Origin of the sequence: Pseudomonas sp. K5002, assembly GCF_013386655.1 — a bacterium.
Taxonomy (GTDB): domain Bacteria; phylum Pseudomonadota; class Gammaproteobacteria; order Pseudomonadales; family Pseudomonadaceae; genus Aquipseudomonas.
Window position 1 is genome coordinate 1 of record NZ_JACARK010000459.1, and the last position, 2,968, is coordinate 2,968.

The following is a 2,968-nucleotide window of genomic DNA, read 5'->3' on the forward strand; positions in this document are numbered from 1 at the left end:
CCGCACCTGATGCGCGAAGACGGCTCGTTGCTGGTCTTCGAGCGCGCCGAGTCGCGACAGGCCATTGATGCATTGCAGGCACGCATGAGTCAGCAGGAAGTGCCGGTGGACCACTGGCACGCCAGCGGGGTGCAGGACGCGGCGCCACAACTCAGCAAAGGGATTCAGGGCGGGTTGTTCTTTCCTCGCACCGGGCATTTTCTCGATCCCTATGGGGTGGTTTGCGAGCTGATGGAAGCGGCCAAAGCCAGCGGGGTGCAATTTCTCAAGCGCCAGGTCGTGGGCGGGAAGCTGGACGAGCACGGTGTTTCATTGCGGACCGACCAAGGCACCGTGGCCGCGCGCCAGGTGTTGATCGCATGCGGTGCGCACTCAGCCAGCCTGACCGGCGCACTGACTGGCAAAAAGGTCCCGCTGGATACAGAGCGCGGCTATCACCTGATGTTGCCGCATGAGCATGGACGGTTGCCGTTTGCGGTCACGTCATTGGAGCGCAAGTTCATCATGACGCCCATGGACGGCGGATTGCGGCTGGCAGGTACCGTGGAGTTCGCCGGCCTTGATCGCCCACCGAACATGGAACGCGCGTGGCAGTTGCATCGGCTGAGCCAGGGGCTGTTTCGTCGTGACTTGAGTGCCGAGGACGCGACGCCGTGGATGGGGTTTCGCCCTTCCCTGCCGGACTCGCTGCCGATTATCGACAAGGTGTGCAAGGGCAAGGTGCTGCTTGCCTTTGGGCATCAGCATCTGGGCCTGACGCAGGCTGCGGTGACGGCGGAGTTGATTGCACGGCTGGCATCGCCTGCGGCCGCGTCCAACGGGCTGCCGGCACTTGGGCCCTACCGGCTGGATCGTTTCTGAGATCATCGGAAACGTCTTGCTACTGTTTCGCACTTTCGGTGATACAAGGCAGGTCATTATCGTGCATGACCTTACGGTTACGCTCCGTTGAGAACCTGCCTTGAACAACCACACCTGTATGCAGCCCCGTCCATCGATGCGCAGAACGCTCCGAAGCGTTGCTTGCGGCATGCTCGCCCTATTGCTCTGCACGACAGCCCTCGCAGAACCGGGCATGCCGCTTGGCCAGAAATCATTCGAAGCGTATCGCGCCGCTACCTTGCAATGGCTGCGGGACCATCGTGATTTCCAGGGCATCGACAAGGATGCCGAACTCAACTGGAACGCCCCGCAGGAATGGCGCCCGGCGGGTGCCCCCAAGCGCGGGATCATTCTCGTGCATGGCCTGGGTGACTCACCCTGGTCTTTCCACGATATCGGCAGCGCACTGGCCGCCCGCGGCTTTCTGGTCAGGACCGTGCTGCTGCCCGGCCACGGCACGCAACCGGCCGACATGCTGCAGGTGCGCATGGAAGACTGGCGCCGGGTGGTGGACGAACAGGCTGCGATCCTTCGCGCAGAGGTGGGAGAAATCTACCTCGGCGGCTTTTCCACCGGCGCCAACCTGGTACTCGACTACGCCTACAAACACGACGACGTCGCGGGGCTGCTGCTGTTCTCTCCCGCGTTCCAGTCCAGCATGACCTACGACTGGCTGACACCCCTGATCAGTTGGGCGCGCCCCTGGCTGCTGGCGCCAGACGCCAGCCGGCCACAACAGAGCCTGGTGCGCTACATGACAGTGCCCACCAACGGTTTTGCCCAGTTCTACCGCAGCAGCCGGCTAGCCCGCCAGGACCTGGAGCGGCGCCCCTATGACAAGCCGGTGTTCATTGCCGTCGCAGCCCACGACTCAGTACTCGATACGCACTACGTGCTGGAGACCTTCCAGCAACGCTTCAGCAACCCCCATAGCCGCCTCGCCTGGTACGGCACATTGCCAGAGAGCGCCTGGGATACCCGCCGTGTAAAAGCGCGTACCGACTACCTGCCGGAGTTAAGGATCAGCCAGTTCTCCCACATGGGGTTGCTGTTCTCACCCGACAACGCTCTGTATGGCGAACAGGGCAGCCTGCGGTTTTGCTGGAACGGCCAGACGGACGACGCTACCCGCGCCTGCGAACAAGGGGCCGACGTGTGGTATTCGGACTGGGGCTACCGTGAGCCGGGCAAGATGCATGCGCGGTTGACGTTCAATCCGTATTTCACCTGGCAGCTTGGGGTGATTGACGAGGTCCTGGGCAAGCAGGACCTGGCGAGTCATTAAACGGCAAATCCGGTAAACCGCGTTTATCCCGCGACGCCCAGGAACGGCAGCGCCAGGTACAACTTGATCACGATCGCATTGGTGATATCGATGAAAAAGGCGCCCACCATCGGCACCACCAGAAATGCAATCTGCGATGGCCCGAAACGCTGGGTCACCGCCTGCATGTTCGCAATGGCAGTTGGCGTGGCACCGAGCCCGAAACCGCAGTGCCCCGCCGCCAGGACCGCCGCGTCATAGTTGCTCCCCATCACCCGGAACGTCACGAAAATCGCAAACAGCGCCATCATCAACGCCTGCGCAGCCAGCAGGATGAAAATCGGCAGGGCCAGCGCGGCGAGGTCCCAGAGCTTGAGCGACATCAATGCAATCGCCAGGAACAACGACAGGCTGACATTCCCTAGCACCGAGACTTCGCGCTCGAATACCTGGTGCCAGCCCAGCGCCGACAGGCCATTACGCAACACCACACCGACAAACAAGACACACACAAACGTCGGCAGCTCAAAGGCCGTGCCCTGGATAAAACCGCTGAGGAACGTGCCCACTTGCAGGCTGATGGCGAGCAGCGCCAGGGTCTCGATAAAGGAGAAGGAGGTGATCATGCGCTCTTGATTCGGCTGCTCGAACCCTTTTGGCCCTAGCGGTTGTACCGGCGCCAGGGCGGGCGTCTGGACGCGCTTGATCAGCAGGCGAGCGACCGGGCCGCCAATCAGGCCGCCGAGCACCAGGCCAAAGGTCGCGGAAGCAATGGCCAGTTCGGACGCCGACGCCACGCCATACTTCTCGCTGAACACCGCG

3 protein-coding genes are annotated in these 2,968 nt (G+C 62.4%); 2 read left to right on the plus strand and 1 reads right to left on the minus strand.

The window, feature by feature from the left end; genetic code table 11:
- Positions 1–861 (plus strand): FAD-binding oxidoreductase (locus tag HX846_RS20360; protein WP_178965984.1); only part of this gene is annotated, 861 nt, incomplete at its 5' end.
- A 169-nt stretch (positions 862–1,030) separates the two neighbouring features.
- Positions 1,031–2,167, plus strand: coding sequence for a carboxylesterase (locus HX846_RS20365; protein WP_023659010.1), 1,137 nt, complete (start codon positions 1,031–1,033; stop codon positions 2,165–2,167).
- Positions 2,168–2,190: 23 nt separating this feature from the next.
- Here the strand turns inward: HX846_RS20365 and gltS are convergent.
- Positions 2,191–2,968: sodium/glutamate symporter (gltS, locus tag HX846_RS20370; protein WP_178965985.1), on the minus strand; the 778-nt coding region annotated here is incomplete at its 5' end.